The sequence below is a fragment of the Ralstonia condita genome (assembly GCF_958405655.1).
Taxonomy (GTDB): domain Bacteria; phylum Pseudomonadota; class Gammaproteobacteria; order Burkholderiales; family Burkholderiaceae; genus Ralstonia; species Ralstonia condita.
The window spans coordinates 260,636-285,954 of record NZ_CATYWO010000003.1 but is presented as its reverse complement, the minus strand read 5'-3'; the positions used below and the strand labels follow the sequence as shown (position 1 = coordinate 285,954).

The window sequence follows — 25,319 nt, the reverse complement described above, 5'->3', positions numbered from 1 at the left end:
GCGGGTTTGACGCGCCGCCGGGTGCCCGCAACCCGCGCCCGCCGGCCGTTTGAAGGTGCGGACTGGCCGCTGGTTATTCGCAAACCTTCACTTGTTGCAGTCGGCCCATTTCGGTTACGAATGGTTTCAATTCGCCCAAAATGCGTGCCATGGCTGGGGCTATGCTTGCGGCACCCCCCACAGCCGAGGAGACAACATGAAAGCCAGTTACCGTAACGCCCTGATGGCCCTGCCGCTGCCGTTCCTCATCGCCGCGTGCGGTGGTGGTGGGGGTGATAGCGGAACCGCCAGCACGGGCACGCTCAGCGTCGCCATGACCGATGCGCCCGCCTGCGGCTTCGATCATGTCTACGTCACGGTCAACAAGGTGCGCGTCAACGCCAGCGCTTCGGCCGCCGATACCGACGCCGGCTGGACGGACATTGCCCTGGCCACCCCGCAGAAGATCGATCTGCTGTCGCTCACCAATGGTGTGTTGACCGATCTGGGCAGCGCACCGCTGCCGGCGGGCCAATACCAGCAATTGCGCCTGGTGCTGTCGCCCAACCAGGGCGGCACGCTCGCCAACTCCGTGGTGCCGTCCAGCTCCTCGACCGAGCAGCCCCTGGCCACCCCCAGCGGTACGCAGAGCGGCTACAAGATCATCCAGCCCTTTACGGTGCAACCCAACACGCTGGTCGATCTGGTGCTGGACTTCAACGCCTGCAAGTCGATCGTGCAGCAAGGCAACGGTGGCTACAGCCTGAAGCCCGTCGTGACGGCCACGCCCACGGTCGTCAGCGGTTCGATCACCGGTTACGTGCCGACTGCCCAAGCGGGCGCCACGGTGTATGCCGAACAGAACGGCCAGGTCATCCGCGGCACGGTTGCCGACTCCACCGGCAAGTTCGTCCTGTCGCCGCTGGTCCAGAGCAGCAGCAACGGCACGTATGACGTCGTGGTCGTCGACAACGCGTCCCCGACTGGCCATGCCACGGGCATCATCACCGCCGTCCCGGTGACGGCCAGCGCCACGACCACGGTGTCGACCTCGACCGCGCCGATTTTGCTGCCGTCTTCCACCACCAACACGGCGGGCGGCACGGTCACGGCTTCGGCCCAGGCCACGCTGCGTGCGCTGCAGACCATCAACTCGGTGTCGTATGAGATCACGTCTGCCAATGCCAACCTCGATACCGGGGCATACTCGCTGTCGTTGCCGGCAGCCGCACCGTTGGTTGGTGCCTACAGTGCCACGCTGCCGATCGCGCTGACGCCCGTGTCGTCGGTGGCAGGTCAGTACTCGGTGCAGGCCACCAGCGCAACAGGCGCCACGCAAAGCACCAACGTGAACGTCGCGGCCGGCAGCCAGAGCAACGTGAATTTCACCTTCTAACCAGAGAGCACGGGGCGGCAACCACACCGCCCCCTACAACATCATGAAGAAAATGGTCCTGATCCTGTCGCTTGGCGCTTCGCTGCTGGGTGGGTGCGCAGTCTATGTGCCTGACTCGGGGGTGGTTGCCGTACCCCAGGGCGGCCGGGGTAATGGTTTCTGCCCGCCCGGGCAGGCCAAGAAGGGCAATTGCTGAGCGGTTCAATTCAGCGCCCAGTAAAAAGCCGGTCTGCGTGACCGGCTTTTTTTTGAGCGATTGCGTGGCTTATTTGCGCTTGCCCGCGTGCTCGTGCTGCGTGGATTTGCCGTGCTCGTGCGCGCGGTCCGCTGCGCGGGCGCGGCCCTTGTCGCGATCGGCGCTCTCGGGGCCGTTGGTGTTGGTCATGCCGGCGCCGCTCATGTGCGCCGCAGAACCGCCCCCGGCGCCACCCTTGGCCAGTGCCGGAACCGACACCGCCAGCAGCACACCGATTGCACCCGCCGCCATCCATCGTGTTGTCTTCATTGCCTTCCTCCGTCTGTTGATGGTTCCGCCGATTGTAGGGAGGCGCAGAGGCGCATGTGCGGCTTTGTGCAACCAATCGTAACTGCCGTCCATGCGACGTGCCGCCCACGCCGCCCGGGTTGATTGGAGGTCACCCGGGCGGCGGCCAACTCATCGTGCCTGACCGGCGCCACGTCGGCGCTGCAACCACGCAGCCGCGCCAGCTGCAAGGAGCAATGCCGAGAACCGCGGGTCAACCGCACCGCCCCCGCCACCACCGCCGGAAGAGGTGCTCGTTGTGGTGCCGCCCGAGGTGCCGGTCGACGGCGTCCCGGTCGTGGTGGCTGCCGCCACGTTCAACGTCACGCTGTCCGTGGCCGTGGCGCCGGCACTGTTGGTGAGCGTGACATTGAAGCTGTACGTGCCCTGGCTCGGCGGGGTGAACGTGCCGCTGATCGCGCCATTGGCATCGGGGCCGCTGGACGCCACCGTGACAGCCGTGCCTGCGGTCTGGTTCCACACCACGCTGGCGACGCTGTTTCCAAAGCCGGGGCCGCCAACCGCGGAGAGCGTCACCGTGGCGTTTGCCGTCGCCCCGGCAGCCGGCGTGGCGGCATGGAGCGTCGGCTTGCCCTGCGTCTGCAACAGCGCGGCAGTGCCATCGAGCATGCCGCTGCCGCACACGCCCGCATGCGTTGCGCAGTAGGTACCCGCCGGGAACGGCCGCGACGATTGCTTGAGCAGGGTCGCCACTTGATCCGGCGTGAGGGTCGGCACCAGCGACAGCATCAGCGCGGCCACACCGGCAACGTGAGGCGTCGCGAACGAGGTGCCCGCACCCTGCGCGTACGCATCGGTGGTGGGCCCTTGCAGGCCATTGTTGAACAACGACGGGATCAGGCTGCCGGTGCCCGTCAGCACCGTCCCCTGCCCGCCGCCTGGCGCGCTCAGTGTGGTCTGCGGGCCGATGTTGGCGTAGCTCGCATTGTCGCCATCGATGGTGTGCGCAGTCACCGCGATCACGCCCGAGCAGTTGGCGGGGGAATCCACCGGTCCGGCTTCGTTGCCGGTCGCCACAATGACGCTCGCGCCCAGGGCGCGCACGTTGTCCACGGCGGCCTGCTCCGCGGATGAGCAGCTTCCGACGCCGCCCAGGCTCATGTTGATCACCTTGGCCGGATTGGCGTTGTGGGGGGGGGCCCGCACGGCGCCACCAGCGGCCCAGGTCATGGCATCGATGATGTCGGAGCTGACGCCGCCGCATTTGCCCAGCGCGCGCGCCATCAGCACACCGGTGGTGGGCGCGATGCCGGCAATGCCGATGGTGTTCTGCTGCGCCGCGATCAGCCCGGTGACGAACGTCCCATGCCAGTCACTGTTGGCCGCCCCGCCGCAGAACGTCGGGTAGTTTGCCGCGTCGTTGCTGCTGACCCAGTTGCCGGGGTCGGACGGGTCCGAATCGCGGCCCTGCTCGGTGCTGCCGTCGTTCTCGACGAAATAAAGCGGAATGGACAGGTTGGTCTTCGGGTCCGGCGTACCGGTCATCGCCGTGCTGCTGACAAAGTCATAACCGGTGCGGATGTTGGCGCCCGACAGGTCTGCGTGGGTTGCAATCAGGCCCGTATCGACCACGCCCACCGTGACCAGGGACGAGCCCTTGGTGGTGCTCCAGGCATTGGTGATGTTGGCGCCGCCGGCCGCCGTGCTCGTCGGCATGAGGTTCCACTGCTGGCTGAAGAGCGGGTCCGTGACCGTGGACGCGGGGCTCATCTTGCGGTCGGGCGAGACGTATTCGAACTGGCCGCTCGCTTCCATGCGCCTGGCGACGGTGGCCGCATCGTCCAGCGACATCGCCTTGGGCAACATGACGACATGCCCGCCCGTCGACATCGGTCGCTTGTAACCGAGCGGAAGCTGGGCTGCGGCTGCCCAGCGCTGCGTCGCGCTGGCCACGTCGAGCGTGCCTGCCGTGCTGGCCCCGCGTTCCTTGACGATGAGTTGCGAGACCCATTGCAGCGGCTGCGCCGGCGTTTGGGATTTGTCCGCCGCCTGTGCGGAAAATATCGGCAGAAGCGCGCCGGCGGCAAGCGCGGAAAACTTGAAGGACGTGAGGTTCATCTTGGCCATTGGGCGCGTTGGATCAATCGGGGCACGGCAAATCTTGATTTCGGTGGTCAGGACGGAAACTTGACAGCGGCAGGTCGCATCCGATGCGTTGCCTGAACCCTGGGCGGGCCAATCGGGTCGTTTGCCTGGTCAGGCTTTATACCGTCGCGTCACGTGTGTCATCGGCGCGTTTGAAAAAACGACGTGTGGGTATTTATCTCTATTGCCCGGCGCCCGGCGCCCGGGAGCCGGCATGCTCGTCAAGCGCGCGACAGACACTGTCTGTCGTCAGTGACGAGGAGCGCATCGACGAATCAGTCTAAAGTCGAGGGGTTTCAAGACGATGAACAGGGCAGTGCCCGAATCAAAGACACATGCCGCTGACAGCCAGGCTCAACGATGACGTGATCACCCGGCGTGAGTTCATCACGGCCGCAACCGTTGTCGTCTCGATCGTGGCGGTGATGGGCCTGGCGTTTCTGCATGCCGAAACGCCGCTGGCCGAGGTCAAGCCGTTCCTGCCGATGTTCCTGACAACGATCATGCTGTCGGACAGCCTGACGGCCTACCTGCTCTGGCAGCGCGCGCGCATCGGAGCAGACGCGTTCTCCGGCATCCTGGCGAGTGCCTACCTCTACTCGGCCGTCCTGGCTGCAGTGCAGTTGCCGACCTTTCCAGGCGTGTTTTCCGCAACCGGGCTATTGGGCGCCGGACCGCAGACGGCGGTCTGGCTCTGGACCTTCTGGCATGCCGGCTATCCCCTGCTCGTCCTGCTAGCCCTTCTTGCGGCACGGCGGAGTGCCGGGCCCTCTGCGGCGGAATCCTTGCGCCACAACCGCAGCGCCGCGTGCATGATTCTGGTGGGCCCCCTGCTGGCGGCCGCCGTCGCCTTCGTGAGCCTTCGCGAGGTGAGCCACCTGCCGCAGTTGATCCAGGACGGCGCATACAGTGGCTTGGTGCAGAAACTGGGTGTGCCGGTCATCGGGGCCAACATCATCGGCCTGACAGCCTATGTGGCCATCACGCGCATCCGTCGGCGGATCGACCTGTGGGTTGCCGTCGCCTTGACGGCCGCCCTTGCCGACGCCGTGCTCACGCTTCATGGCGGTGCGCGCTATGCCCTGGGGTGGTACATGGCGCGTCTGCTCAGCGTCGTATCTTCCGCCATCGTGCTGTCGAAGCTGATTCGTGACATCGCGCGCCTGTACGAGCTCGTCGTCCGCGACAACGCCAAGCTCGAACAGCAGGCACTGGTCGACAGCCTCACCCGGTTGCCCAATCGCCGCGCCTTCGAGCAACGCTGGGAGGCGGAGCTTCGGCGGGCCACGCGCGATCGCACCCCGCTCTCGGTGCTCATGATCGACATCGACCGTTTCAAGCAGATCAACGACAGCTACGGCCACGCGCGCGGCGATGCTTGCCTGGTCGAGGTTGCCGAAGTGCTGGCGCGACTGCTCGGCAAGCGCCCTGCGGATCTCGTCGCGCGCTACGGCGGCGAAGAGTTCGTCGCGCTCCTGCCCTACACGCCGTCAGCGGAAGCCCAGCACATCGCAGAGCGTGTGCGCGAGGCCGTGGAAGCACGATGCATTGCGGCCGCGCCAGCCGTCGGCGGGTTTGTCACCGTCAGCATCGGATGCGCCACCTACGACGGCAGCGCGACGCCGCCCGAACGCTGGAGCCGCAAGTTCCTGCACGCCACTGCGGCTGCTGTATTGCACCTGGCGGACCAGGCCCTGTACCAGGCCAAGCGAGGCGGCCGCAATCGCGTGATGCAGGCGTAAAGCCGGCACGCGCGCTGTCACGCGGCGCAACCCCATCGGGTACACAGCGTGACGGCCGATCAACTTGGCGACCATCCTTGAGCCATCGCAACGCGCGCGGCGGTCGGCCTCCTAACATGACTTCGGCGGAAGCCGCCCAGGCGAAGCAACTCCTGCCATGGGCGTGCCGCAATGGTTCAAGTCACGTTGACAGGAGAGCAACCATGTACAGATTCATCCGCACGGCGACCGTCAAGAATGCATCGGTGCTGCCGTCGGCATTGGCCTTTGCCGCAGAAGTCACGGCCCACCTCAACAAGCGCTATGCGCTCGACATGCGTTTCGGCGCCGAACAATTCGGCGGCGGCAATATTCACTGGCACTTCGATTCGGACAGCCTCGACAAGATGCAGCAGGTCAACGAGAAATTGCTGGGCGATCGGGACTACGCAGCCCTGCTCGAAAAGTACAAAGACGTGTGGGCAGAAGGCTCCATGCAGGACACCGTCGTGCGGCTGGTATGAGCTGCCGCCGACGGCACGGGGGTGGCGCGTGGCTTCCGCAGTCGAATGACTGCAGGCCATGGAGACGGTTAGGCTAGGCGGGCGCTGCCTGATGGTGCTTGTCGGCCTCACCGGAAGGTCACCCCGGCATCACACACGCCCCACCCGCATCCTGCTCACACATGAAGCCCACCGACGCGCGCCGCGGCGCAAGGTGAGCATCGGTGGTGATCGCTTTCGCGGCTTCGGGCCGCAGCGCGTGCAACCGGCGCCTGACGTGATGACCTGCGACCTGCGCCCGCTGATGGCGGGCATCCAGTGCCACGGCATGCGTCCGGCACATGCCACCGTGTCAACGCCAGAGTCGACGCCCGGGCGGCCCTTGCGGATGGATCGTGAGGTGGTGCGGCAGACGGCGCAGGTTGGGTGGCCCACTCCAGGAGGACATTCCCGCCCGTCACGGGAATGCGCCAAACCATTGTTATTCGCGATAGCCCCGCCGCTCGATGGCGGCTAGCACGTCCCACGCTTGCGGATCGACATCGCGGCCCCCGAGCGACATCGATACGTAGGCATCAATCGCATCCACAAAGCCTTTGACGAAGACCGGCGGAAACGCCTGTGCGGAGAAGACCTGAAGCTGCTCGCGCAGCATGCCCGGCCGGCATTGGCCGTGCATGCACATGGCGGTGCGCGTGCGCTTGAGGTACGCCTGCGCGGCGAGTGCGCCGTTCAGGTAGACGCGGTTCTTGGTGAGTCTGCCGGTGTCGGATGACGTGGGCGCTGGACTGAGTGGTGCGGGTGGAGATGGGTAAGACGCGGGGCGGTGCACGCTTTGAGAATTTGGCATGAAGCCTCCACAGGGATTGAAGAGGCCTGCCGCTCATCGCCAGATGAGGGGTGGCGGGCCTGACGGCGGGGCTGGCGAACCGGCCCCTGTGGCGCCGGCAGACCCGAAGGTCTCCCCACCCGGCCCGCCATGAACTGGCTTGCGCGAGCGAACGCAGCACGTCGCGCGAGGCGACATGCATTCACAGGAAATACCTCAGACGGATCGCCAGACCCGGCTGCCGTTGGTGCGGCAGCGGGAGGAATTATAGCGATGGGGGTAAGCGCCAGATTCTGATTTTTCGCACGTCGCCTTCCAGGCTTTGCTCGCCGAGCAAAAGGCCCCGCGCGTCGAGTTTCGAGCTTGAACCGCCGAGTAAAAAGCCCGACACGTCGAGCTTCAAACTCGAACTGCCGAGCAAAGAGCCTCACGCGCCGAGCTCAGCGCTCGGTCCACCGAGCAAAAAGCCCAGCACGCCGAGCTCCGAGCTCGACCTGTCGAGCAAAAAGCCTCACACGCCGAGCTCCGAGCTCGAACCATCGAGCAAAAAGCCTCACATGTCGAGCTCCGAGCTCGGACCGCCGAGAGCACATCTCGATGTGTCGAGTTGTGAACGCCGCATCGGAACAGTCTGATTCTTCAACCAAAGCTGCCATCGAGCATTGCGAACCGGCGCCGCAGCGGCCAATCTCCCGCCCTCGTGCCCTGGATGGCGCGACCCTGCCAATGGATTGACGAGGAGTGACATGCCGCAGAACCTGATTTCGTATCAACTCACCCCGGCTGACCTGGCCGCCGTGGACGGCGCGCTGAAGACGCTCGAAGACCGGCTCGCCAGCCTGATCGACCTCACCCCGGCCCAGCGTCGAACGCTGGTGAAGATGGGCAACAAGTCCGAGGCGTTTGCGCGCCAGGCCGTGGAGGTGCTGAACAACAACCCCTACCTGCTGCCCGGCAACTTCGACCTGGCGGAATTGCGCCGCGATCTGGCCGGTTTCGACCAGCTCCGCAGCCGCCTCGTGCGCGTGGCGAGCCTCTACCAGCGCATGTCCGACTCGCAACTGGCACTGGGCAGCGACGTGATGAGCGGCGCGATGGAGGGGTATGCGCTGCTCAAGCTGGCCGGTCAGGGGGAAGGGTTGGACGGGGCGCGCAAGGTGCTGGCGGCGCGGTTCAGCCGGAGCGCTCCAAAGCGCGCGGAGGACCCGCCGGCAGCGTGAGCCGAGCTGCCAGCGCGGTACGTAGAAAAAGCCGCCCAGGGGCGGCCTTTCTTCTGACCAGCGGCCGGCGTTGCCCCGCCAGCGACGGCGCTGTTATGCCCGCTGCGCCGGCGCAGCCAGGTCGAGCAGCAGTTCGTCGAGCCGTTCGAGGGTGGAGGCGAGCCCTTCCCTCAACCCCATGTCGATGACCTTCTGCACATCTTCTGCCGACTTGTACTGAACCACGGTTGTCACGAGCGTGCGCTCGTTCGCATCGGTAAAGGTCACGTCCAAGCGCGACCTGGGCATGTCCGGATTCACGTTGCCTGCCTCGTCGCAGAAGCCGTCCAGCGCGGCATAGCTGTCGATCGGGTGGATGGCCAGATAGTCGAGGCGGCTCCAGAATGCTTCGCCCTCGGGCGTGATCATGGCGTAGTGCCAATAGCCCCCTTCCTTGAACGCCATGTGCTGGGTCTTGGTGGTCAGCGGCTTGGGCGCAAACCAGCGGTCAAGCAATTCGCGCTGGGTATGGCAATCCCACACGAGCTGGCGCCTTGCCGCGAACTCGCGCTTGACGGTGATGCGGCTCGCAGCCTTGTCGGCGAGGAATTCGAATCGGAGATCAGCCTTCATGGTTCTTTCCTTTCAATTCTTCTAAGAGGTGGTCCAGATTGCGGTACCTGCTTGCCCAGATTTCGCGCTGCTCGGCAAACCAGCGCTCGGCGGCCGCCAGGTTTTCGCGATCCAGCTCGCATGTCCGGATGCGGCCGCTCTTCCTGGAATGAACCAGCCCGGTTTCTTCCAGGACCCGCACGTGTTTCATGAAAGACGGCAGTGCCATGTCGAATGGCTCCGCCAGCTCACTCACCGTTGCAGGCCCGCTGCCCAGCCGTTGAACGACGGCCCTGCGCGTGGGGTCTGCAAGCGCATGGAAGATCGCGTCTAGCGCAATTCTATTGTTATCCATTTGGCTAACTATATGCTCTCGAATCGGTTGCTGCAAGCCCATTCGCGTTCGCGTGCGCCATCACTGCCCGGCTGCGCTGTTCAGTGCGTGTGGCGGTGGTGGATATCCGGGTAATGCGGGTGCTTGTGGACGAGTGCGTCGTGCCGGTGGGCATGCACGTGCGGCTCCTTGCCGTCCCATGGGAAGTCGTGCACGTGCTGGTGGTGCTCGTCGTGCCGATGCGCATGCGTGTGAACCATCGGCTCGTGTACGTGTTCGTGTTCATGCCGCTCGCGCAGGTGCAGCCAGACCCCGAGGGCCATCAGCGCGGCTGCAACCCAGAACGCCACACCGGGCACCTCCGGCCAGATCAGGAAGGCGATCACCACACCAAACAGCGGCGCAACCGAGAAATACGCGCCCGTGCGGGCGGTCCCCAGGTGCCGCAGTGCCACGACGAACAGCGCCAGGCTCACACCATAGCCGGCAAAGCCGACGAGCATGGCCGCCGCCAGCGCAGGCATGGCCGGCAGCGCGTTGCCCGCCGCCAGAGCGAAGGCTGTGTTGCAGACGCCTGCCACCAGCCCTTTGAGGCAGGCGATCAGTACGGCATCGTTGGACGACACGTTGCGCGTGAGGTTGTTGTCGATCGCCCAGCAGGCACATGCCGCCACGATCAGCAGGGCGCCCGGCGACAGGCTGGCGGCTTCCGGTTGCCATGACAGCAGCGCGCCACCGGCCACGATGGCGACCATGCCGAGCACGATCTGCCGGTCGGCGTTTTCCTTGAAGACGATCCACGCGATGAGCGCGGTGAACACGCCTTCGACGTTGAGCAGCAGCGACGCAGGCGCGGCCCCCGTCTGTGCCAAGCCCGTCATGAGGAGGGCGGGCCCCGCGACACCGCCGGCCAGGATGGCGCCGAGCAACCAGGGAATGTCGCGCCGGGGCATGGCGGGTTCGGGCTGTGCCGCCTCGCCAGATGTCCGGGCCAGCCGCCGGACCAGCAGGACGCCAGTCAGGCCAAGCCCACTGCCCAGGTAAAGCAAGCCCGCCAGGAGGATGGGCGAGATGGCGCCGGTCAGGGTTTTGGCCAGCGGGGTGCTGGCGCCAAACAGAAGTGCGGCAGCCAGGGCCGGCGCGGCAGAGCGGATCGACATAGTGGCAGTTCGGGTGGGGAATGCGCCGCTGGTGCTTTCCTTGCACAGCGGCTTCCATCTCAATGATGCAGCAACGGATACAGCGCCAGACCGATGAGCGCGGCGCCGGCTACGACCACGGGCTCTGACAGCTTCTTGAACCCGAGCAGCAGCGCAACGGTGGCCACTGCGAGCATGGCCGTCGGCACATCGACGATCGAGCGCTTGGCCAGCACGATGACCGCGCCGGTGATGGCGCCCACGGCGGCGGCCGTCACGCCATCCACGAAGGCCAGGATGGCGGGCAGCCTGCCGTACTTCTTGAAGTATGGCGCCGGCAGGATCGTGAACAGGTAGCACGGCAGGAACGTAGCGGCCGCCGCGACGCATGCGCCGGGCAAGCCCGCAATGAGATAGCCGATAAAGCCGACCGTGATGACCACGGGGCCGGGGGTGATCATGGCCACCGCCACCGCGTCGACGAATTGCTTTTCATTGAGCCAGTGGTGCTCGGTCACGACGCCGCCGTACAGAAACGGCACGATGGCCAGACCCGAGCCGAAGACGAAGGCACCGGCCTTGGCAAAGAAGACGCCAATTTGTGACAGCACCGGCCAGTCGATCGTGCTGAGGATGCCACTCGCGGCGCTGACCGGCGCGACGGCGACCGCATGGAGCTTGCCCTGCCGCAACCACCTGGGCGGTGCACGCCAGAACCACACCAGAATGCCGGCCGCCACGAACAGCCACGCCACCTCCGATTCGGTGATGACGGTGACCGCCGCGAGCACGAGATAGATGGCCCACAGCAGCTTGTCCTTCCCCACGCTCTTGGTGGTGAGCTTGTGCGCACTGATGGCGATGATGCCGACCACGGCCGCCCCCACGCCGTAGAAGACCGACTGCATCCACGTCAGGCCACCGAAATGCACGTATGCCCAGCCCAGCGCCACGACCATCAGAAACGACGGCAGCACGAACGCGATGCCGACGAGGGTCGCGCCCAGGATGCGGTAATGCACATAGCCGAGGTAGATCGCCAACTGTGCGGCTAGCGGCCCGGGCGCCAGTTGCGCGAGCGCCAGGCCTTCCTTGTAGTCGGCGTCGGTGATCCAGTGGCGCCTTTCCACGAGGTCGCGGCGCATGTAGCCGGCCAGCGCCACCGGCCCGCCGAAGCCCAAGGCGCCCAGGCGTGCGAAATAGGCAATCAGTTGCCAGAGGGTGTAGACCGGCAGCGCTGCCTGCGGTGCGGCGTCAGTGGGTTGGGGTGCGCTCAAGGTGGTGTCTCACAGCGTGAATCAGCGTTTCCGGTATGGCGCAGCGGCGCGACCCTCGTCGAGCACGTGAACGGTGGCACCAAGGCGCGCGAGCCCACATTGCGGTCGAGTCCGGAACCGGCCTGGCGCCATTCGACGCCATCGCGCACCGTTGCATCCCGGCGTGCGGGCGGTCGGCCAGCAGCAGGCCGCAGTCCAGCGCGGGGTCATGCCTGCAGCATAGGGAGCGATCGCCGTTGCTGCAATGCCGATGAGCCCTCGTCGGGGGCATGGATGATGGTGCCGCAGACCGGTTCGTGCAGCGGACCTTGCAAAGCCGAGCCTTGGCTGGAGGCCGGCGTCCCCTGCCCAAGCTTTGCCCTGTTCCGGGGCATATGGACATGCCGAAATTGTCGTTCTGTCGCGCGCGACCCTATGACAGGATCGCGTCACCCGCCCGCTACCCGCGGGCGGATTTCATTGACGACACGATCCACGAGGTTTCTCCATGTCTCTCTTTTCCCGTCTTGCGCGCGTGGCCCTACCGGCCATTGCGCTTGCCGTTGCCGCCGCCGCCAACGCTGATACCAGACAGATCAAGCTCGGCACCATGAGCGGCCCCGATGCGCAGATCTGGGAAGTCGTGCAGAAGGTCGCCAGGAAGGACGGCCTGGACGTCAAGATCATCGAGTTCAACGATTACGCCCAGCCCAACCCCGCGCTCGACGCCGGCGACCTGGATGCCAACGGCTTCCAGCACCAGCCCTTCCTCGATGGCCAGATCAAGGCGCGCGGCTACAAGATCGTCAACGTGGGCCTGACCTACGTGGCGCCGATGGGCTTCTACTCGAAGAAGGTCAAGTCGCTCGCGCAGCTCAAGGAAGGCGCCAAGGTCGGCATCCAGAACGATCCGTCCAACGGCAACCGCGCGCTGCTTCTGTTGCAGAAGGCGGGGGTGATCAAGCTCAAGGCGGGCGCCGGCACGAACGGCAACAATGCGACACCGCGTGACGTGGTCGAGAACCCGAAGAAGATCAAGCTGATCGAGCTGGATTCGGCGCAGCTGCCGCGCTCGCTGGATGACCTGGACGCCGCTTCCATCAACACCGACTACGCGGTCAAGAACGGCCTGACGCCGGCCAAGGATGCCATCGCACTGGAAGACCGCCAGGGGCCGTACGCCAACCTGATCGCCGTGCGCGAGAAGGACCGGAACCAGCCGTGGGTGAAGACGCTCGTGCACGCGTACCAATCGGAGACGGTGCGCCAGTTCATCGACACCCAGTTCAAGGGCGCGATCTTGCCGGCGTTTTAAGCTGGTGAACGTGAGTTAGTGAATACTTTCGCCGCGTGCTTTGCCTTTGAAAGCCGTATAGCCGCAGGAGGCCGGATTTTCGGGGTGGCGGCGGTGTTTGCTGCGTCGCGTCATAATGTGACGACTGCAATCGTTTCCGTCGTCCGTGGCGCCCTGACAACGCATTGCTGCGTTACGTAGTTCTACGTTATTGCAACGCAGCAAAGCATTCGCTATAGTAGGAACTGTCTCCTCCACCCTCCTTGGTGGATTGTGGCCCGAGCACCTGGTGCTCGGGCTTTTTTCTTTGGCGCGGCGGATTCGCCGACTTGCCTCCCAGCCGATCCCGGCTACGCTGATTTCCGTTGCGGGCAACGCCGTGGCGTTGCCCGGCAGCAACGAGCCTATTTTTCAAGCGCACGATTCGAAGCGGGATTCCATCGCCTTTCCCCACGTGCCTTCCAGGTGCTCAATGCGCCGTTTGAATCACCTTTCCGTCCCGAACCTGGGCGTAACCGCGCGCTTTATGTGGCTAACATCGCGGATCTGCGTCAGTTTTTGTCCTACAAGCGATTCGGCGAAGGCCGGACAGTCTGACAAACACCCCTCCACTAAACTTCACCGTGCTCTCTCTTTAGAGAGCACTCCCCCCCTTTTGAGCCCGCCCCTGTTGCGGGCTTCATTTTTTTCGGGCACGATTTCCTGCATCCCGGCGCCGTCGACACCGGCTCCGGATGCTCAAAAGGTTGGGGGAATCGCTCAAGGCCCGCGCAGTTGAAAAGCTGCGCGGGCTTTGTTTTTTTGGCGCCCGTGCCTGACAACGGCACCGCGCGGTGCTTCAATGACGGCTCGCGGCGGACGTGACATGGCGTGGGCGGGATGTGATCCGCCCCCGATACTGACGACAAGGAGTGGCCGATGGAAGGTTTCGCGCAACTCGCCGTGCTGGTGGTCGACGACCATCCGGTGCAACGGGCTGCCGCCCGGCAACTGCTCCATACGCTGGGCGTGCAGCAGATACTGACAGCCTGCGACGGCCGCGAGGCGCTCTACCTGCTCCAGCTCTGCCATGTCGACCTCGTGCTGTGCGACATCGACATGCCCGGCATGAACGGCCCCGAACTGATGGCGCAACTGCGGCTGCGCGACGGTCAGGTGTTTCCGAGGCAGTCGCCCGTGTGGGCGTGGGTCAGCGCCATGGATGCGCCGATCGTCGAGTCGCATGTGAGCCTGGCCGATGCGATCGGTCTGAAGCGTCCGCATGGTATCCACAAGCCACTGCGACCGGCGCACGTGCTGCCCTTGCTGGAGGCCGCCGCCGCCCGCGAGCGCGAACCGGTCTCCTCGGTGCAAGACAGCCCGCCGCAGTTTTCCGACGACGAACTCGCCGCGCTCATCCACGAAACGCCTGAGCAGATCGAGGTGGTGTTGCAGCCACAGCATGACTTGGCCAGCAACCAGATTGCCGGTGCCGAGGCGCTGTGCCGCTGGCTGCATCCGGTGCATGGGCGAGTGTCTCCTGCGGCCTTCGTGCCGCGCCTGGAGGCGCTGGGGCTGGCAGATGGCCTGTTTTTCCATGTGCTCGACCATTGCGTGCGCGTACAGCACGCACTGGCCGCGCAAGCGCACCCGGTGTCGATTGGCGTGAACGCGTCCGCAGCCACGCTCAGCCGCCCCGGCACCGTCGAGCGCATCGATGCCACCGTGCGCGAGGCGCGCATCTCGCCAGGCGCCGTCACGATCGAGCTGACCGAAGACTCACCGGTGCCTGACGCCACGCAGCTCGCCATCGCGCTCAACCGGTTGCGCCTGCTGGGTCATCCGCTGGCCATCGACGATTTTGGTGTCGGCATCGCCACGCTCAAGCTGCTGGCTGACCTGCCCTTCACGATTCTCAAGATCGACCGGTCGTTCACGGCTGCCGTCGACCTGAGCAGCCAGCGCGGCGTCATCTGCCGGACCATGATCGAACTGGCCCGCACGCTGCATCTCGAGTGCATCGCGGAAGGGGTGGAGACCGACGCGCAACGCCAGACCTTGCGCGCGCTCGGTTGCGCAACCGGCCAGGGCTACCTGTGGGCGGCGCCGCTGTCGACCACGGCGTTCCTGGCGCATGTGCAAGCGGGCGGCTAGCCCCGCCATGCGGCAGCGGCATTCAGTTTCTCGCAGCCCTGACTGAAACGGCTTCTGCCCCGAAAGGTTACAGGGCCCGGAAAGTCAGAAATCGCTGATGCCCGCAGGAAGCCCGGGTGCGTAAGGTATGGACGACTCTTTCATCTGTCCTCCTCACGCCATGACGGCTCCGATCTATCCCATGCTGCTGATGTTCGCCAAGCTGGATGCGGCGTCCCGGGCGACGGTGCTCTCGCAGATCGATCGCTTCGTGTTTGCATCTCCCTCGCAGCGCCGCGCCCTGGTCGATGCCTGGCGGCATCAGGCGGAAGGCAGCGGACAACGTGCACATCCCTGACGCGCCACATGCCCCCTTTTCTGTCGGTCGTGGTGGCGGATGATCATCCTGTGATCCTGATCGGGCTGATGGCTGCCATTGCACGGTTTCCGCAACTGCGCGTCGTTGCGCAGGCGCATGATGGCCGCGAGCTCGTGCACGTGCTCGACCATATCGGCTGCGATGTGATCGTCACCGATTTCAACCTGAACGGCGACCCTGCCTACGACGGCATGCAGTTGCTCGCGCGGGTGCGCAAGCAACACCCAGCGCCCGCGGTCGTGGCCTGCACGATGGTGAGCAATCCCGCGCTGCTGCGCACCATGCGCCAGATCGGCGTGGCAGGCTTCGTGAGCAAGCGCGACGAGCTGATGCACGTCGGCCACGCCATCCATGCCGCTGCCCGTGGCGCGTCGTACTACAGCCCGCGCATCCTCGAAGGCGCGGGATTCCCGATCAATGAGCGGGATGCCCCGCTGGTGCTGAGCGCGCGCGAGCGCGAGGTCGTCCGTCTCTATGTCAGCGGCATGCCTGTATCGGAAATCGCCCGCAGGTTCGGCTCGAGCGTCAAGACTGTCAGCACGCAGAAGGCGGCAGCGCTGCGCAAGCTCGGGCTGGCCCGAGAGACCGAACTGTTCCAGTACGTCCGCGCCAGCGGCGTGCCCTTCCCGCGCTGACAGCGATCGCGCGCATTACCCGGCCCGGCGGCGCGCTGGCATCGGCAGCGTTGGAGCGGGCGCGCCCGCAGCGGCAGAGGTGTTCGTGGTCTCACCGACCACCAGCCAGGTGAAGAGCGGCGTGGCCAACAGCGTGCCCGCAAGTTGCGCCAGCATGTAGCCTGCTGCGTCGCCGGGACGGATGCCGGAAGGGCCGTCCGTCAGCACGCAAGCCAGTGCCAGCGCCGGGTTGGCGAGCGACGACGACGCTGTGAACCAGTACCCCGCGGCGATGTAGGCGGCCACCGCGAGCGGCAATTGTCCGGGCGCGTGGCGCCCGCAGGCAATGCCCACGCCGATCAGCCCGAATGTTGCGAGCGCCTCGCTCCACCACAGCGCTGAGCCCGACAGCGCATGCGTGCCAACCGCCCATGCCGGCATGCCATACATGGCGTGCGCGGCGGCTACGCCGAGTGCGGCCCCCGCCAATTGGCCGACCACATATGCCAGCGCCTCATCGCCTCGCAGGCGGCCCTTCAGCACGGCCGATAGCGTGACCGCCGGATTCAGATGGGCTCCGGACACCGGCCCGAATATCGTCAGCAACGCAAATAGCCCGGCGCCGCCTGCCAGTGACTGCGCGAGCAGGGCCCAGGTGGCGTCACCACCTGAGAGGCGATGCGCGTGAATGCCCGAGCCGATGACGACGGCGATCAGCATCGCCGTGCCGATGCCTTCGGCGGCAACGCGGCGAGCAAGAGCGATGCGGGGCGGAGCAGCCGATGCAGCCGACGCAGCGGCGCGAAGCGAAGACACGGTGGCCATGTGGAGAGGGAAGGCGGGCGATGCAAAGCGTATCGCGCGGGAGTGTGGCGCGCCCGCCCGGGCCGATCAATGCATCGCGGCGCGCTTGTGTCGCGCGCCGCGGTATCGAATCGGCGGATTGGCGTGCAACCGCTGGTGCGCCAGACGTTCAGGCTGGGCTCGCTGCGCTCGCGGCGGCCATCAGTCGTTGCTCTGCGCCCAGGCGGGCGAAGCCAACCGCTGCCGCGCCCAGCGCCGCCAGCATGGCGAGGCATCCGGCCATGGCCCCGCGCGTCATGCCGGCGGCGCTGCCGTTGGCGGCGAACGTGAAATACAACGCGCCGATACAGGCGACGCCCAGTGCGCCCGCCAGTTGCTGCACCGTGATCAGCAGCCCCGCCGCTGCGCCGGCCTGGGTGCGCGCCACGCCGGTCAGCACCAGGCCGATCAGCGGAACCACCACCAGCCCCTGCCCCGCGCCATACAGCGTCAGCGCGAGGCCGATGCGCGCCATGCCCGGGGCGGCGGGGTGCGCCCAGTCGGTGCCGAAGCCTGCGAGCAGCACCAGCAGCCCCAGCGCCATGATGCCCAACCCTGCCAGCATGGCTCGCATACCGTGACGACGCACCAGCGTGTTGGCCAGGCGAGAGGTGATGAGAAACGCAAGGGCCAGCGGCAGCATCGCAACGCCGACGTGCAGGGCCGAGAGCTGTCGCCCGTTCTGCAGGTACAGCGTCATCACAAGAAAGAACGCCATCATGCCGATGTAGTGGAGGCCGGACGCTGTCAGGCCTGTCATGAACGCGCGATGCTGCAGCAGCGAAGGCGGCAGCAAGGGCGCGCCACCCGCGCGATCGACGCGTGCTTCGAGCCGCTGGAAGGTCGCAATGCCCACCACGCCCACGGCAAGCAACGCCAGGATCCACGCTGGCCAGTGCAGTTCGCGGCCGAACAGCAGGGGCACCAGAACCGCGGCCACGCTGACCGCCATCCACGCGACGCCGGCGGTGTCGAGATGCACCTCTGCGACGGCTGCGGTCGGGCGCGGAATCCACCGCCAGCCCAGCAGCGCGGCCGCCACGCCCACCGGCACATTGATCAGGAAAGCCGAGCGCCAGCCAAGCCCGGCGATGTCGGCGCTGGTGAGTGCGCCGCCCACCAGCAACCCGGCCGCGCCGCCGGTACCCATCACCAGCCCGAAGATCGACAGCGCGCGGTCACGTTCTGCTCCGGTGAACAGCGCCTGGATGCTGGCCAGCACCTGCGGCACCAGCATCGCGGCAGAGAGTCCCTGCGCAAAGCGCCAGCCGATGAGCGCGGCGGCGCTGCCTGCCAGGCCGCATCCGGCCGATGTGGCAGTGAAGGCGATCAGGCCCAGCAGGAACACCCGCCGCCGCCCGAACAGGTCGCCCAGCCGCCCGCCCGTGATGAGCAGGATCGCGTAGCCGAGCTGGTAGATGGCCAGTACGCCCTCCAGTTGCGCCGGGGTGGCGTGCAGGCTGGTCCGGATGCTCGGGATCGCCACATTGGCGATGAACGCATCGACGATGAACATGAATTGCGCCGTCACCATCACGCCAAAGGCAAGCCAGCGGCGGCGCGTGTCTGATGGTTGCGAAACAGGGGAAGCGTGGATCACGATGGGCTCCTGGAAGAGGACTGGAGCCAGCGTAGATGCCCGGACAGATTCGATTCAGAGCTAGGATTAACCTAGGATTGAGCTGTCCCTCCCACCCGCACACGCAGTCGTGTGTAATGCCGCCATGGACGATTTCACTCCCGAGCTTTCCCACATTGCCGCCGCGCCGCGTAACGAGCTGGGCGAGTTCCTGCGCAGCCGCCGTGGCCAGTTGCGCCCGCAGGACGTGGGCCTGCCTGAGGGCGGAGGACGCCGTCGCACTGCTGGGCTGCGCCGCGAGGAGGTCGCGCAACTGGCCAATATCAGCATCGACTGGTATGTGCGCATCGAGCAGGGGCGCGACGTGCGGCCCTCGGTGGCGACGATCGAGGCGATCGGCCGCGCGCTGCGCCTGTCGTCGGACGAGCGCGCGCACATGCGGGGCCTGGCGCGGGCGGAGGCGGCGTTTACGGGGGTGGCCGGGCGCTCACCGGCCGAGGCGGTGCCCGACGTCTTGCGCCGTGCCGTGGCGTGCATGGATCTGCCCGCCCACGTACGCAGCTACCGCACCGACCTGCTGTGCTGGAACGACGCGGCCTCGCAGCTGTTCATGGATTTCGGCACGATGCCGCCGGAAGACCGCAACGCGCTGGTCTACATGTTTCTCTACGCCAACGCGCGCGAGCGCTTCGTCGAGTGGGAGAACGAGGCGCGCCGCATGCTGGCGAAGTTCCGCGCCGTCTACGACCCGCATGCGGACGATCCGCTGCTCGTGGCGTTGGTCGACCGCCTGCGCACCAGCAGCCGTGAGTTCGACACCTGGTGGCGCCAGCACGAGGTGCGCGCCCAGCGCGCGGAGCACAAGCTGATCCGCACGTCCGGCGGCAGGATCGTGCGCTACGACTACATCGGCCTGCCGGTCGTGGAAGACCCGCGCCTGCGCATGGTGCTGTACGTGCCCGTGGCAGACGGTACCTGACACGGCGGCCGCTGGCTCAGGCCGTGAGGGCGGACAGGATGACGTCGGTGCTGCGCACCCGGCCCAGGCGCGGAAAGACGTTTTCCACCGAGGAGCGATGCATCGCGGGGTCGTTCGAACTCATCGCGTCTTCCGCCAGCACCAGCGCGTAGCCGTGTTCCCACGCGGCGCGCGCGGTCGATTCGACCCCCACATGCGTGGAGATGCCGCCCAGCACGATGGTGGAGACGCCGCGCCGGCGCAGCTGCAGGTCCAGCTCGGTCCCGTAGAACGCGCCCCACTGACGCTTGGTGATCTGGATATCGGTGGGCGCCACGTCGAGTTCGTCGGGCTGCTCCCACCATTGCGCCGGCAGGCCGCCGGGCTGCGTCGGTGCGGGACGATCGACCGGCTGGCGCGGCGCATCGGCATAGTCGGGCGCCCAGCCCACGCGCACCAGCAGCACGGGCGCGCCCAGCTCGCGAAAGCGCTTGGCGAGCCTGGCAGAAGCGGTCAGCACCTGCTCGGCCGAATGCGGCCCTTGCGCAAACGGCAGGATGCCGCGTTGCAGATCGATCAGCACCAGTGCGGTGGTCTTGGCGGACAGGGATTGCAGCGGTTCAGACATCGAAGTCTCCGGAGACTGGATTACGGACGACGGATCACGCAGGTGGCCGTGGCATGCGCAAGCAGGGTGCCGTCCTGCGTTCTCAGCGTGCCTTCCGACACGCCGATCGACCGTGAGACATGCAATACGCGGCCCTCGGCCACCAGCGGCGTGTCCACGGGCACCGCCTTCACCATCTTGACGTTCAGGTCCACCGTGCCATAGCCCACGCCGGCTTCGAGCATGGTGTGCACCGCGCAGCCCGTCACTGAATCGAGCACTGTTGCGGCAAAGCCGCCATGTACGCCGCCGAGCGGATTCAGGTGTCGCTTGTCGGCCTTCGCGCCGAAGCGCACGGCGCCGCTGTCGATGGCTTCCATCGTCATCGGAATGGTTTCGCTGATGGACGCGCGCGGGAGCTCGCCGCGCGACATGGCCTGCAGCAATTGCAGGCCGGTCATTTGGGACGGATGCATGGGAAGGTCGGGTGCTTTGGGTTGGGGCGACCCGACACTCTACCCCGAGCCGGGTTGCCGGGACTGCAATGCGTTGCAACGAACCGGGCAACAACGCCCCCAATGCGGGCGAACCCTAGCGTTGCATCCACACCGACGCGAAAGGCTCCAGAAAGGTGCCCCCTTCTACCCTCGCCCAGCGATTGCATCGGGCGGCTGGCCGGCTGCCCTTGCGCGTGACCCGAAGCCGGCATCACGACCGGACACCATCACCCACAAAGGAAGGAGACATCGATGTCCCGTACCACGCGTTTTCGTACTCATGCCCTCGCGGCGACTGCCGCAGCCGTGGCCACCCTGGCCGCTCCCGGCGCCCACGCACAAGCATCCAGCGTGACGCTCTACGGCCTGATCGACACCACCATCAGCACCGTCAACAACACCAACGCTGCTGGCGCGCGCACCACCGGCTTCCAGATCCCCTGGTTCTCGGGCAGCCGCTGGGGCCTGACCGGCAAGGAAGACCTGGGCGGCGGCACGTCGGCCATCTTCAAGCTGGAATCGGAATATGAAACGCCGACGGGCAACATGGACACCCCGGGCGTGCTGTTCAACCGCGATGCCTGGGTGGGCCTGTCGAGCGAATCGCTGGGCAAGCTGACCTTCGGCCGCCAGAACGCGATTGCTCGTGACGTGTCGGGTATCTACGGCGACCCATATACCAGTGCGAAAGTCGGTCTGGACGAAGGCGGCTACACCAATACCAACAACTTCAAGCAACTGATCTTCTACGCAGGCAGCGCCACCGGCACGCGCATGAACAACGGCGTGGTGTGGAAAAAGATGTGGGGCGGCCGCTTCCTGACGGCCCTGGGCTATCAGTTTGGCGAAGTGCCGGGCCAGTTCACGCAGGGCACCACCGAATCGCTCGCACTGGGCTACAACGGCGACAACTTCCATCTGGCGGGCTTCGCGCAACAGGCCAAGGTGGGCGGCTTCATGGACCGTTCGTACTCGGTGGGCGGCAACGTGATCATGGGCATGTTCCGTGTCAACGCCGGCTACTTCCACTACACCGGCGAGCAACCGGCCGCGCTGGGCAATCGCAAGGACGACGCCTACACGCTGTCGCTGAAGATCGCTCCGCAAGGCGCGTTCGACTATGAGATCGGCTACCAGATCATGAAGGCCGACAACGCGGCCTTCAGCGCCGACGGCAACACGCTCAACGCGTACGCCAGCGTAGTGGGTGCCACCGCAGCGGGTAGCGGCCGCAAGAACACGCTGTACGGCTCGGTGTTCTACCACGTGTCCAAGCGCACGGAGTTCTACGTGGCAGCCGACTACATGAAGCTGAAGGATCAGTACATCGTGGGTTCGACCAACGGCCACAACAGCCAGACCGAGTTCGGCATCGGTATGCGCACCCGCTTCTAAGCCAGTGCCTGGTTTGCGCTAGCGGCGCTCGCGCACCTGATCGACAAACCTGTTGGTATAGGTGCGCGAGAGGTCGATGTGCTTGTCGCGCGCGTTGGCATTGCTGGCGGCGAGGACGCGCAGGACGGTGGGTGGGCCGTCGTCCGGCATGCGTCCGTCGGTGCTGAAGGTGGGCAACGCGGCGGCAAGCGCTTTGACGTAAAGCTCGGGATGCTCGCGCCGGAAGTCGGCCGGCATGTGTGCGGCGACGTCCTCTGCGCTATGCGTGTGCATGTAGCGCAGGGTCCGTACAAAGGCGCGTGCCAGCTTGGCGGCGAGGTCCGGATGGGCTTCAAGCCATTCGGTCTGCAGGTACAGGCAGGCGGCCGGATACGGGCCACCCAGCGCCGCACGCGTCCCTTCGGGCGTGCGCAGATCGAGCAGCACGCGCGCCTCGCCGTTGCGCACCAGGCGCGAGACGGTCGGGTCGGTGGTCATGCCGGCATCGATGCGGCCGCCTCGCAGCGCGCTGACGAAGCTGTGCTCGGCACCGACCGGCAGCATGGTGTAGTCGCCGGCCGACAGCCCCTGCTGCGCCATCAGGTGGCGCGTGAGAAAGCTGGTGGATGCGCCCAGCCCCGTCACGCCCAGCTTATGGCCGCGCAGGTCGTGCATCGCCTGCACCGTGGCAGGCAGCCGCGTGGAGACCACTTCCGCCTCTCCCGGCACCTCGCTGAACACCACAATGGCGCGCACTTCCTTACCCTTGGCCTGCAGGTCGATCGTGTGGTCATAGAAGCCGACCACGCCCTGTGCGAAACCCGTCAGCAGCTCGCTCTCGGCATCCACGCCGGCGGGCTGCGAGAGCAGTTCCACCTCGAGCCCTTCATCGCGGAAGAGGCCCAGGCGCTGTGCCAGGGTGGCGGGCAGGTAGATCATCTTGGCGGTGCCGCTGACCATGAGGGTCAGGCGTGTGGGGTCTTGCGCCAAGGCGAGCGAGGGGATCAGCGGCGCAGCCGCCAGGCAGGCGGCGAGCAGCGGCGTGACCCAGCGCCGGAAGCGGCGTGCGTGCGCGTCCTTGCAGGTAAAAACACCCATTGAGTTGTCTCCGGCTCTTTTGTAGATATCGGTATCGCGCAAGCGCTGCGGTCATCAACTGATGGGTCCGGCGCACGCGTAGGCAGCCGCCACCATTCTAGGAAGCGGCAACCCACAAATCGCTTTCATTTCAGACGACGCATCGTCTTCGCATGAAGCTGCTCCTGATCGAAGACAACGCCCCGCTGGCGCACTGGCTCTCCGAAGCGCTGCGCCGCGCGCACTTCACCGTGGACCACGCCACCGATGGCGAGTCCGCCGACAGCCTGTTGCTCACGCAGCACTACGACGTGGTGCTGCTCGATCTGCAACTGCCCACGCTGCCGGGGCAAGGTGTGCTGCAACGGTTGCGCGCGCGCCGCAACGCCGTGCCGGTGCTGATCCTGACCGCCAGCGGCGGCATTGACGACAAGGTTGCCTGCCTGGGCGCCGGTGCGGATGACTACCTCGTCAAGCCGTTCGAGATCCGCGAACTGATCGCGCGCATCCAGGTGCTGGTGCGGCGCAGTACGCCCGATCAGTCGGTGGAGCTGCACTGCGGCGACCTGACCTACCACACCGGCAGCCGCACCTTCGTGCTGGCTGGCCAGCTGCTCGTGCTGCCCGCCCGCGAGCACACCGTGCTGGAAATCCTCATGCTCAAGCTCGGGCGCACGGTGTCCAAGCCGGCGCTGGTCAACGGCGTGTTCGGCCTCGACGAAGATGCCAGCCCCGAGGCCATCGAGATCTACATTCACCGCCTGCGCAAGAAGCTGGAGCATTCCGCCGCCACCATCGTCACGCTGCGCGGTCTCGGTTACCTGCTGCGCGATGCCTCGACCCAATCCCGATAGCGCGGGCGCAAGCCCGGCCTCGCCGCGCCCGGCCACCACGCAGACGGCGCAGCGTGCCCGCAGTCTGCGTGCCCGGCTGGTGCTGTGGCTGGCCTTGCCATTGGTGATCTACGTGGCTGCCGATGCGTGGCTGGACCTGGCCGCCGCGCGCCACAACGCCGATCTGGTGCACTTTCATGCGCTGGACACCGCCGCGCAGATGATCAGCGGCCAGATCGAATGGGACGAAGGCCGCTTGCGCGTGTCGGTGCCGCCGGCCGCGCTGGCGGTGTTTGCCGCGCCGGAAACGACCGATGTGCCGGTGCGTGATCTGGTGTCGTATCAGGTGAGCACCGAGCACGGCCGCTTGCTGGCCGGGCGGCTGGATTTCGGCACGCGCCCCGCGTTCGATGCCGCCGGCCTGGCCGATGCCGGCACGTACTCCGACACCGTGGAGGGTAGGCCCGTGCACGTGGCCGCCGTGGTGCGCACCATGTACGACGCGGGGCGTATTGAGCGCGTCGTCACGCGCGTGGCGCAGACCATGAACGGCCGCGACGCGATGATCCGCCAGTTGTGGTGGCCGTCCACCGTGCGCCAGCTTGCCCTGGTGGGGCTGGCGCTGGCGATGATCCTGATCGGCCTGACGCTGGAGTTGCGGCCGATCCTGCGGCTGGCCGCCAACGTGTCGGCGCGCTCGCCCACCGACCTTGCCGCGCTCGATCCACGCGGACTGCAGCGCGAGCTGCAGCCCATTGCCGGCGCGTTCAACCAATACCTGCAGCGCATTGCCGACAACGCACTGACGCAGAAGCGCTTCATTGCCGATGCCGCTCACCAGATGCGCACGCCGCTGGCCATTCTCGACACGCAGATGCAGGTGGCCGCGCAAACCAACGCCGATGCGGCGCTGCACGAGGTGCTGAAGGCTGCGCGCACCAGCACGCGCAACCTGGCCGATCTGATCAACGACCTCCTGCTGCTGTCGCAGGCCGAGGCCTCGGCCGCCACCAGCGAGACCGTCGACCTGACGCAGGTGGCGCGCACCGTGCTGGAAGACCTCGCGTTGCTGGCCGACGGCCGCCGCATCGACCTGGGCATGGACGCGCCCGAGCCGCCGCAGCCGGTCTGGACATCGGGCAACCGCACGCTGGTGGCGGCCCTGCTGTTCAACCTGGTGGACAACGCGGTGCGCTACACGCAGGAGGGTGGCCACGTGACGGTGCAGGTTGCGGCCGACTACGGCTGGGCCATGCTCACCGTGACGGACGACGGCCCCGGCATCCCGCCCGAGGCGCATGCCCGCGTGTTCGAGCGCTTCACGCGGTTGGCCCCCCATACGCAAGGCAGCGGCCTCGGGCTGGCCATCGTGCGGCAGATCGTGGACCGCATGGGCGGACAGATTGCGCTGGCGCCCGGGCCCGGCGGCGTCGGGCTGGCCGTCACCGTGTGGCTGCGGCGGACGGGGAGTCCCGCCGCAGCCTGAACTGCCGCGCGCGGCTTCGCGCACGGTCGTGCCCTGCGCATCGGTTCGGACGCGTCGGCGACGAACGTA

Annotated in this window: 25 protein-coding genes; 13 read left to right on the top strand and 12 right to left on the bottom strand. The window is 66.4% G+C overall.

Features of this window, described 5'->3' with window-relative positions; genetic code table 11:
* Positions 1-196 precede the first annotated feature (196 nt).
* Both R2N03_RS13040 and R2N03_RS13035 read left to right on the top strand, forming a co-directional pair.
* A complete protein-coding gene (locus tag R2N03_RS13040; protein ID WP_316658069.1) occupies positions 197-1,375 on the top strand; it encodes a DUF4382 domain-containing protein in 1,179 nt (392 codons plus the stop codon).
* A gap of 43 nt (positions 1,376-1,418) precedes the next feature.
* Positions 1,419-1,571, top strand: a complete 153-nt coding sequence (locus tag R2N03_RS13035) for a hypothetical protein (protein WP_316658068.1) — start codon at positions 1,419-1,421, stop codon at positions 1,569-1,571.
* Positions 1,572-1,640: 69 nt separating this feature from the next.
* Here R2N03_RS13035 and R2N03_RS13030 read toward each other — a convergent pair whose 3' ends face one another.
* Complete coding sequence (locus R2N03_RS13030) at positions 1,641-1,880, bottom strand: hypothetical protein (protein WP_428984405.1); 240 nt, start codon at positions 1,878-1,880, stop codon at positions 1,641-1,643.
* Positions 1,881-2,030: 150 nt separating this feature from the next.
* Positions 2,031-3,986, bottom strand: a complete 1,956-nt coding sequence (gene mprA / locus R2N03_RS13025; protein ID WP_316658067.1) for an MprA protease, GlyGly-CTERM protein-sorting domain-containing form — start codon at positions 3,984-3,986, stop codon at positions 2,031-2,033.
* 353 nt (positions 3,987-4,339) lie between these two features.
* Here mprA and R2N03_RS13020 point away from each other — a divergent pair, with 353 nt between their 5' ends.
* Both R2N03_RS13020 and R2N03_RS13015 read left to right on the top strand, forming a co-directional pair.
* On the top strand, positions 4,340-5,746 hold the full coding sequence (locus tag R2N03_RS13020) for a GGDEF domain-containing protein (protein WP_316658066.1): 1,407 nt from the start codon (positions 4,340-4,342) through the stop codon (positions 5,744-5,746).
* 203 nt (positions 5,747-5,949) lie between these two features.
* Positions 5,950-6,249 (top strand): hypothetical protein, encoded by a 300-nt coding sequence (locus tag R2N03_RS13015; protein ID WP_316658065.1) that lies wholly within the window; start codon positions 5,950-5,952, stop codon positions 6,247-6,249.
* 460 nt (positions 6,250-6,709) lie between these two features.
* On the opposite strand, the gene R2N03_RS13010 is transcribed toward R2N03_RS13015, so the two are convergent.
* A complete protein-coding gene (locus R2N03_RS13010) occupies positions 6,710-7,078 on the bottom strand; it encodes a hypothetical protein (RefSeq protein WP_316658064.1) in 369 nt (122 codons plus the stop codon).
* Between the two features lie 725 nt (positions 7,079-7,803).
* On the opposite strand from R2N03_RS13010, the gene R2N03_RS13005 reads away from it, so the two are divergent.
* The gene (locus R2N03_RS13005) at positions 7,804-8,277 is read left to right on the top strand and encodes a hypothetical protein (RefSeq protein ID WP_316658063.1); all 474 of its coding nucleotides are present in this window, start codon (positions 7,804-7,806) and stop codon (positions 8,275-8,277) included.
* Between the two features lie 93 nt (positions 8,278-8,370).
* Here the strand turns inward: R2N03_RS13005 and R2N03_RS13000 are convergent, their stop codons facing one another.
* From R2N03_RS13000 to R2N03_RS12985, 4 genes are all read right to left on the bottom strand, one after another.
* The gene (locus tag R2N03_RS13000) at positions 8,371-8,889 is read right to left on the bottom strand and encodes an SRPBCC family protein (RefSeq protein WP_316658062.1); all 519 of its coding nucleotides are present in this window, start codon (positions 8,887-8,889) and stop codon (positions 8,371-8,373) included.
* Complete coding sequence (locus tag R2N03_RS12995) at positions 8,879-9,223, bottom strand: ArsR/SmtB family transcription factor (RefSeq protein WP_316658061.1); 345 nt, start codon at positions 9,221-9,223, stop codon at positions 8,879-8,881. The genes R2N03_RS13000 and R2N03_RS12995 overlap by 11 nt, the downstream gene beginning before the upstream one ends.
* 80 nt (positions 9,224-9,303) lie before the next feature.
* Complete coding sequence (locus R2N03_RS12990) at positions 9,304-10,362, bottom strand: DMT family transporter (RefSeq protein ID WP_316658060.1); 1,059 nt, start codon at positions 10,360-10,362, stop codon at positions 9,304-9,306.
* Between the two features lie 59 nt (positions 10,363-10,421).
* Positions 10,422-11,618, bottom strand: coding sequence for a chromate transporter (locus R2N03_RS12985; RefSeq protein WP_316658059.1), 1,197 nt, complete (start codon positions 11,616-11,618; stop codon positions 10,422-10,424).
* Positions 11,619-12,105: 487 nt separating this feature from the next.
* Between R2N03_RS12985 and R2N03_RS12980 the strand changes: the two genes are divergently transcribed.
* From R2N03_RS12980 to R2N03_RS12965, 4 genes are all read left to right on the top strand, one after another.
* Positions 12,106-12,912 carry a MetQ/NlpA family ABC transporter substrate-binding protein gene (locus R2N03_RS12980; RefSeq protein WP_316658058.1) on the top strand — a complete coding sequence of 269 codons (807 nt, stop codon included), beginning with the start codon at positions 12,106-12,108 and terminating at the stop codon, positions 12,910-12,912.
* Between the two features lie 897 nt (positions 12,913-13,809).
* Positions 13,810-15,024, top strand: coding sequence for an EAL domain-containing response regulator (locus R2N03_RS12975; protein ID WP_316658057.1), 1,215 nt, complete (start codon positions 13,810-13,812; stop codon positions 15,022-15,024).
* 127 nt (positions 15,025-15,151) lie between these two features.
* Positions 15,152-15,361, top strand: coding sequence for a hypothetical protein (locus R2N03_RS12970; RefSeq protein ID WP_316658056.1), 210 nt, complete (start codon positions 15,152-15,154; stop codon positions 15,359-15,361).
* A gap of 8 nt (positions 15,362-15,369) precedes the next feature.
* Positions 15,370-16,017, top strand: coding sequence for a response regulator (locus R2N03_RS12965; RefSeq protein WP_316658055.1), 648 nt, complete (start codon positions 15,370-15,372; stop codon positions 16,015-16,017).
* Between the two features lie 15 nt (positions 16,018-16,032).
* Here the strand turns inward: R2N03_RS12965 and R2N03_RS12960 are convergent, their stop codons facing one another.
* Both R2N03_RS12960 and R2N03_RS12955 read right to left on the bottom strand, forming a co-directional pair.
* Entirely contained in the window at positions 16,033-16,821 is a 789-nt protein-coding gene (locus R2N03_RS12960) for an aquaporin (RefSeq protein WP_316658054.1), read from the bottom strand.
* Between the two features lie 148 nt (positions 16,822-16,969).
* The gene (locus tag R2N03_RS12955) at positions 16,970-18,439 is read right to left on the bottom strand and encodes an MFS transporter (protein WP_316658053.1); all 1,470 of its coding nucleotides are present in this window, start codon (positions 18,437-18,439) and stop codon (positions 16,970-16,972) included.
* A gap of 124 nt (positions 18,440-18,563) precedes the next feature.
* On the opposite strand from R2N03_RS12955, the gene R2N03_RS12950 reads away from it, so the two are divergent.
* Positions 18,564-19,397, top strand: a complete 834-nt coding sequence (locus tag R2N03_RS12950; RefSeq protein ID WP_316658052.1) for a helix-turn-helix transcriptional regulator — start codon at positions 18,564-18,566, stop codon at positions 19,395-19,397.
* Positions 19,398-19,413: 16 nt separating this feature from the next.
* Here R2N03_RS12950 and R2N03_RS12945 read toward each other — a convergent pair whose 3' ends face one another.
* Complete coding sequence (locus R2N03_RS12945) at positions 19,414-20,004, bottom strand: hydrolase (protein ID WP_316658051.1); 591 nt, start codon at positions 20,002-20,004, stop codon at positions 19,414-19,416.
* Positions 20,005-20,024: 20 nt separating this feature from the next.
* Positions 20,025-20,459 (bottom strand): PaaI family thioesterase, encoded by a 435-nt coding sequence (locus R2N03_RS12940; RefSeq protein WP_316658050.1) that lies wholly within the window; start codon positions 20,457-20,459, stop codon positions 20,025-20,027.
* 273 nt (positions 20,460-20,732) lie between these two features.
* Between R2N03_RS12940 and R2N03_RS12935 the strand changes: the two genes are divergently transcribed.
* Complete coding sequence (locus R2N03_RS12935; protein ID WP_316658049.1) at positions 20,733-21,875, top strand: porin; 1,143 nt, start codon at positions 20,733-20,735, stop codon at positions 21,873-21,875.
* A gap of 18 nt (positions 21,876-21,893) precedes the next feature.
* On the opposite strand, the gene R2N03_RS12930 is transcribed toward R2N03_RS12935, so the two are convergent.
* Positions 21,894-22,952: an ABC transporter substrate-binding protein gene (locus R2N03_RS12930; protein WP_316658048.1), complete on the bottom strand. Its 1,059-nt coding sequence runs from the start codon at positions 22,950-22,952 to the stop codon at positions 21,894-21,896.
* A gap of 152 nt (positions 22,953-23,104) precedes the next feature.
* Between R2N03_RS12930 and R2N03_RS12925 the strand changes: the two genes are divergently transcribed.
* Positions 23,105-23,785, top strand: coding sequence for a response regulator (locus R2N03_RS12925; protein ID WP_316658047.1), 681 nt, complete (start codon positions 23,105-23,107; stop codon positions 23,783-23,785).
* Positions 23,763-25,250, top strand: a complete 1,488-nt coding sequence (locus R2N03_RS12920) for a sensor histidine kinase (protein ID WP_316658046.1) — start codon at positions 23,763-23,765, stop codon at positions 25,248-25,250. The genes R2N03_RS12925 and R2N03_RS12920 overlap by 23 nt, the downstream gene beginning before the upstream one ends.
* Positions 25,251-25,319: the final 69 nt, after the last annotated feature.

Coding starts and splice junctions, on each gene's coding strand:
- R2N03_RS13040 (WP_316658069.1), top strand. CDS start 197: ATGAAAGCCAGTTACCGTAACGCCCTGATGGCCCTGCCGCTGCCGTTC.
- R2N03_RS13035 (WP_316658068.1), top strand. CDS start 1,419: ATGAAGAAAATGGTCCTGATCCTGTCGCTTGGCGCTTCGCTGCTGGGT.
- R2N03_RS13030 (WP_428984405.1), bottom strand. CDS start 1,880: ATGAAGACAACACGATGGATGGCGGCGGGTGCAATCGGTGTGCTGCTG.
- mprA (WP_316658067.1), bottom strand. CDS start 3,986: ATGGCCAAGATGAACCTCACGTCCTTCAAGTTTTCCGCGCTTGCCGCC.
- R2N03_RS13020 (WP_316658066.1), top strand. CDS start 4,340: ATGCCGCTGACAGCCAGGCTCAACGATGACGTGATCACCCGGCGTGAG.
- R2N03_RS13015 (WP_316658065.1), top strand. CDS start 5,950: ATGTACAGATTCATCCGCACGGCGACCGTCAAGAATGCATCGGTGCTG.
- R2N03_RS13010 (WP_316658064.1), bottom strand. CDS start 7,078: ATGCCAAATTCTCAAAGCGTGCACCGCCCCGCGTCTTACCCATCTCCA.
- R2N03_RS13005 (WP_316658063.1), top strand. CDS start 7,804: ATGCCGCAGAACCTGATTTCGTATCAACTCACCCCGGCTGACCTGGCC.
- R2N03_RS13000 (WP_316658062.1), bottom strand. CDS start 8,889: ATGAAGGCTGATCTCCGATTCGAATTCCTCGCCGACAAGGCTGCGAGC.
- R2N03_RS12995 (WP_316658061.1), bottom strand. CDS start 9,223: ATGGATAACAATAGAATTGCGCTAGACGCGATCTTCCATGCGCTTGCA.
- R2N03_RS12990 (WP_316658060.1), bottom strand. CDS start 10,362: ATGTCGATCCGCTCTGCCGCGCCGGCCCTGGCTGCCGCACTTCTGTTT.
- R2N03_RS12980 (WP_316658058.1), top strand. CDS start 12,106: ATGTCTCTCTTTTCCCGTCTTGCGCGCGTGGCCCTACCGGCCATTGCG.
- R2N03_RS12975 (WP_316658057.1), top strand. CDS start 13,810: ATGGAAGGTTTCGCGCAACTCGCCGTGCTGGTGGTCGACGACCATCCG.
- R2N03_RS12970 (WP_316658056.1), top strand. CDS start 15,152: ATGGACGACTCTTTCATCTGTCCTCCTCACGCCATGACGGCTCCGATC.
- R2N03_RS12965 (WP_316658055.1), top strand. CDS start 15,370: ATGCCCCCTTTTCTGTCGGTCGTGGTGGCGGATGATCATCCTGTGATC.
- R2N03_RS12960 (WP_316658054.1), bottom strand. CDS start 16,821: ATGGCCACCGTGTCTTCGCTTCGCGCCGCTGCGTCGGCTGCATCGGCT.
- R2N03_RS12950 (WP_316658052.1), top strand. CDS start 18,564: ATGGACGATTTCACTCCCGAGCTTTCCCACATTGCCGCCGCGCCGCGT.
- R2N03_RS12945 (WP_316658051.1), bottom strand. CDS start 20,004: ATGTCTGAACCGCTGCAATCCCTGTCCGCCAAGACCACCGCACTGGTG.
- R2N03_RS12940 (WP_316658050.1), bottom strand. CDS start 20,459: ATGCATCCGTCCCAAATGACCGGCCTGCAATTGCTGCAGGCCATGTCG.
- R2N03_RS12935 (WP_316658049.1), top strand. CDS start 20,733: ATGTCCCGTACCACGCGTTTTCGTACTCATGCCCTCGCGGCGACTGCC.
- R2N03_RS12930 (WP_316658048.1), bottom strand. CDS start 22,952: ATGGGTGTTTTTACCTGCAAGGACGCGCACGCACGCCGCTTCCGGCGC.
- R2N03_RS12925 (WP_316658047.1), top strand. CDS start 23,105: ATGAAGCTGCTCCTGATCGAAGACAACGCCCCGCTGGCGCACTGGCTC.
- R2N03_RS12920 (WP_316658046.1), top strand. CDS start 23,763: ATGCCTCGACCCAATCCCGATAGCGCGGGCGCAAGCCCGGCCTCGCCG.